At 73.5% G+C, this 3,498-nt stretch carries 3 protein-coding genes; 2 read left to right on the forward strand and 1 reads right to left on the reverse strand.

Translation table 11 applies throughout. From position 1 onward, the window contains the following. The first annotated feature begins 678 nt into the window (after positions 1 to 678). Both C1J01_RS47005 and C1J01_RS47010 read left to right on the forward strand, forming a co-directional pair. Positions 679 to 1,875 (forward strand): cytochrome P450, encoded by a 1,197-nt coding sequence (locus C1J01_RS47005; RefSeq protein WP_111185534.1) that lies wholly within the window; start codon positions 679 to 681, stop codon positions 1,873 to 1,875. A gap of 30 nt (positions 1,876 to 1,905) precedes the next feature. Then, on the forward strand, positions 1,906 to 2,493 hold the full coding sequence (locus tag C1J01_RS47010; protein WP_111185536.1) for a TetR/AcrR family transcriptional regulator: 588 nt from the start codon (positions 1,906 to 1,908) through the stop codon (positions 2,491 to 2,493). Positions 2,494 to 2,498: 5 nt separating this feature from the next. Here C1J01_RS47010 and C1J01_RS47015 read toward each other — a convergent pair whose 3' ends face one another. Next, a complete protein-coding gene (locus tag C1J01_RS47015; RefSeq protein WP_111185538.1) occupies positions 2,499 to 3,308 on the reverse strand; it encodes a peptidoglycan recognition protein family protein in 810 nt (269 codons plus the stop codon). Positions 3,309 to 3,498: the final 190 nt, after the last annotated feature.

Consider the following 3,498-nt stretch of genomic DNA (forward strand, 5'->3'; position numbering starts at 1 on the left):
ACCAACCCCACCGCGTAACCCCGCCGCCCGGCCGGACGCCCACGCCGGCGCACCAGCCGGCCGCCCGACGCACGAGCGGCCGGCTGGACCTGCGATGCCCGACCGGCCGGCTGGACGTGCGACGCCGGAGCGGACGACCCGCCCGCTCCAGCCTGTCCCGCAGAACGCCCATGCCAGACCATCCAGCCCGAACGCCTCTAGAGCATCCAGCCCGAACGCCCGATGCCGGAGCAGCCGCGCGAAGGCCCGATGCCGGACCGAAGGGCCGCCTGCTCTGGCCCCCGCTCACTGACCACCGCGTCTCCCTCTGCCGGAGCCCCCGCAACCGCCTCACACCTGTCCGCCTCATACGCCTCCGCTATGCCGCCTCGCACGCCCTCTTCTCCTCGAAGGGACCTCGGCTCACGTCGGTGCCGCGCGTCGTGGCGTCCGACCATCAGGTCACGCACCCTCACCGTCATCGTCGAGCCGCTGGAGATCCTTTCCCGCGTCCATCACGCGGCCTTCCGTGAGGAGGCCGCCAGAATCGGTCACCACCGCCCTCCAGTCGGCCTGTGACCGGGGGTGGCGGAGGGGTACAGGTGAGGCGGCCGGGAAGAAGGGAACTGAGAGGGTTACTATCGGTTTCTGCGATGACCTGCGCAGATCCGATCGTCGGTCGTGCTGCCAGGAGATGAGATGAGCGATTCACCGGTCCTGCCCGTGTACATGCGGCGTTCGGAGTTCGATCCCGATCCGGAGCTGGCGCGGTTGCGCGACGGCGAGGGCGTGCGGCGGGTGAACACGATGTTCGGTCTCGACGCCTGGGTGGTCACCCGGTTCCCCGACGTCCGCGAGGTTCTCGGTGACTCCACGCGCTTCAGCAACGCCCACCGCTCCGCGCTGCGCCCGCCCGACGTGCCGGAGCTGACCGACGAGCAGCTCGCGATGTTGCGGGCGGGCAACCTGCTGACCTTCGACCCGCCGGAGCACACCCGGCTGCGCCGGATGCTGACCCCCGAGTTCACCATGCGGCGCATGCGCCGCCTCGAACCGCGCATCCAGGACATCGTCGCCGACCACCTCGACGCCATGGAGGCCGCCGGGCCTCCGGCCGACCTCGTACGCGCCTTCGCCCTGCCGATCCCGTCCCTGGTGATCTGCGAGCTGCTCGGCGTCCCGTACGAGGACCGCGACGACTTCCAGCGGCGTACCGCGAAGATGCTCAACCTGTCGCTGCCCTCCCGTGAGCGCATGGCCGCCCAGATGGAGTCGCGCGCCTACATGGGCGAGCTGGTCGCCCGCGCCCAGGCCGAGCCGGGTGACGACCTGCTCGGCATGCTCGTCCGTGAGCACGGCGACGACCTGCGCACCGAGGAGCTCGTCGGCATCGGCGCCCTGCTCCTGCTGGCCGGTCACGAGACCACGTCCAACATGCTCGGCATCGGCACTCTGGCGCTGTTGCGCCACCCCGACCAGCTCGCCCTGCTCAGGCAGAAGCCCGAGCTGATCGACGCGGCCGTGGAGGAGCTGCTGCGCTGGCTGAGCATCGTGCACTCCGGCGTGGTCCGGGTCGCCACGACCGACGTCGAGCTGGCGGGCACCCGCATCCCGGCGGGCGAGCTCGTCGTGTGCGCGCTGCCGGCCGCCAACCGCGACCCGGCGCTCGTGCCCGACCCCGACCGGCTCGACATCCGCCGGGGCGACATGGGACACGTCGCGTTCGGCCACGGCGTGCACCACTGCCTCGGGGCGCCGCTGGCCCGGATGGAGATGCACGTCGCCTTCCCGGCCCTCTTCGAGCGCTTCCCCGGGCTGCGCGAGGCCGGTCCGCCCGCCGAGTTCCGCTCGTTCCACGTCGTGTACGGGCTGACCTCGCTCCCCGTCGCCTGGTGAGGCAGGCGGCCGACTGCTAGCGTTCGGCGTGTGCGCGAGCAGGTACGACGGGTGGACGCGCGGCACAACTCCGCCAGGGTCGCCCGCGCGGCGATCGCCGTGCTGTCGGAGAAGGGCCCGGCCGCGTCCCTCGACGACATCGCCCGGCGGGCCGGGATCGGCATCGCCACCGTCTACCGGCGTTTCGGCGACCGCGACGGCGTGATCCGGGCCGCGTTATCGGCGTACGTCGCCGAGACCGTCGAGCCGCGCCTGCGCGGCGCCCGCGACGGCGGCGACGCCGGGCGGGCGCTGACCGAGGCGCTGGCCGCCACCGTCGCCCTGCTGGCCGCCCGCCACGGGCTGCTGGCGGCGGCGAAGGAGTGCGGCGCCTTCGACGTGGACGTCGCCGAACGCTTCATGGAGCCGCTGCGTCCCCTGCTGACCCGGGCCCAGCGGCAGGGACGGGTCCGCGCCGACCTGGTCGTGCGCGACCTGGCCGCGATCGTCGTGATGACCCTCGCCACCGTGCCGCCGGGCGGCAGCGCCGCCGCCGACACCCGCCGCTCGCTGGCCCTGCTGCTCGCAGGGCTGCGGCCCTCGGCCGAGCCGTTACCCGCCGCCGGGCGGGCGTCCTGAGACGGCTACACGCGCAGCAGCGGCGCCCACGTCTGCGGCCCGACGAGCCCGTCGTCCGGCAGGCCCTTGGCCTGCTGGAACGAGCGGACCAGCGCGACCAGCCCGTCGTCGCACCGCGTGGACTCCAGCCAGCCCGCCAGCCCCTCCTCGACCTCCGCGTACGCCGTGGGCGGCACGTGCCCGCGGGCGAACAGGCAGCCCCTGACGGTCTTGACGTCGAAGTTGTCGTCTCCGGGCCGGATCACCGGCAGTTCCTTCATGATCTCCTCCGTCCAGGAATCGGGCGCCGGAGCGCCGTTGACGAGGGCGGCGACGGCCGCCCGGAACTCGGTCATGTCGATGGAGTGGGGGTCGGGCTTGGAGGTGTTGACCTCGCGGTGCGCCCGCACGCGCGCGGCGGGCAGCCCGAACTCCCGGCACAACTCGGCGCACAGGCTGCGGTAGGCGTCGAGCTGGACCTGCGGCCAGGGCTGGCGGCCGTTGTTCTCGGCCTCGATGCCGAGCGAGCTGGAGTTGTCGTGGCGCGGCGAGGTCGAGGGGGCGTTGTGCCAGCAGCGGCCGGCCGCGATGACGTAGATGCGGCCGGACCTGCCGAGCCCGAAGTGCGACAGGGGGCCGTCGAGCCCGGGGCGGCCGTCGCGCACCACGCCCAGCGACGGGTAGTCCCCGCCGCCGGCGGGGCCCGCGGTGTGGTGGCAGACGATGCCCTGCACCTCGGGCTGCGGCCCGTGGCCGCGACGCTTCCACCCGGACACCTCGGTCACCGGATGGCCGGTACGCCGGGCCACGTCGGCGAGCTGGGTCAGGTAGGGCATCGGGGGACCTCCGTGATGTGTCTCGACGGTTTTCACAACTCTTGCTTGCCGAAAAGTGGCCGCCCTATCGCGGTACGTGATCACGCGGGGCCGTGCGGACGCCCTGGCGTGCGCGAACGTGCGGCGATCAGGATCCGCGCGCGGGCGCCGGCGGCGGTCCGGAGGACGGCGCCGCGGCGGGCGGCGGGGG

The organism is Nonomuraea aridisoli (genome assembly GCF_003236395.1).
Lineage (GTDB): Bacteria > Actinomycetota > Actinomycetes > Streptosporangiales > Streptosporangiaceae > Nonomuraea > Nonomuraea aridisoli.

Excerpts from the sequence above, each read along its gene's own strand:
- C1J01_RS47015 (WP_111185538.1), bottom strand. The coding sequence starts at position 3,308 with ATGCCCTACCTGACCCAGCTCGCCGACGTGGCCCGGCGTACCGGCCAT.
- C1J01_RS47005 (WP_111185534.1), top strand. The coding sequence starts at position 679 with ATGAGCGATTCACCGGTCCTGCCCGTGTACATGCGGCGTTCGGAGTTC.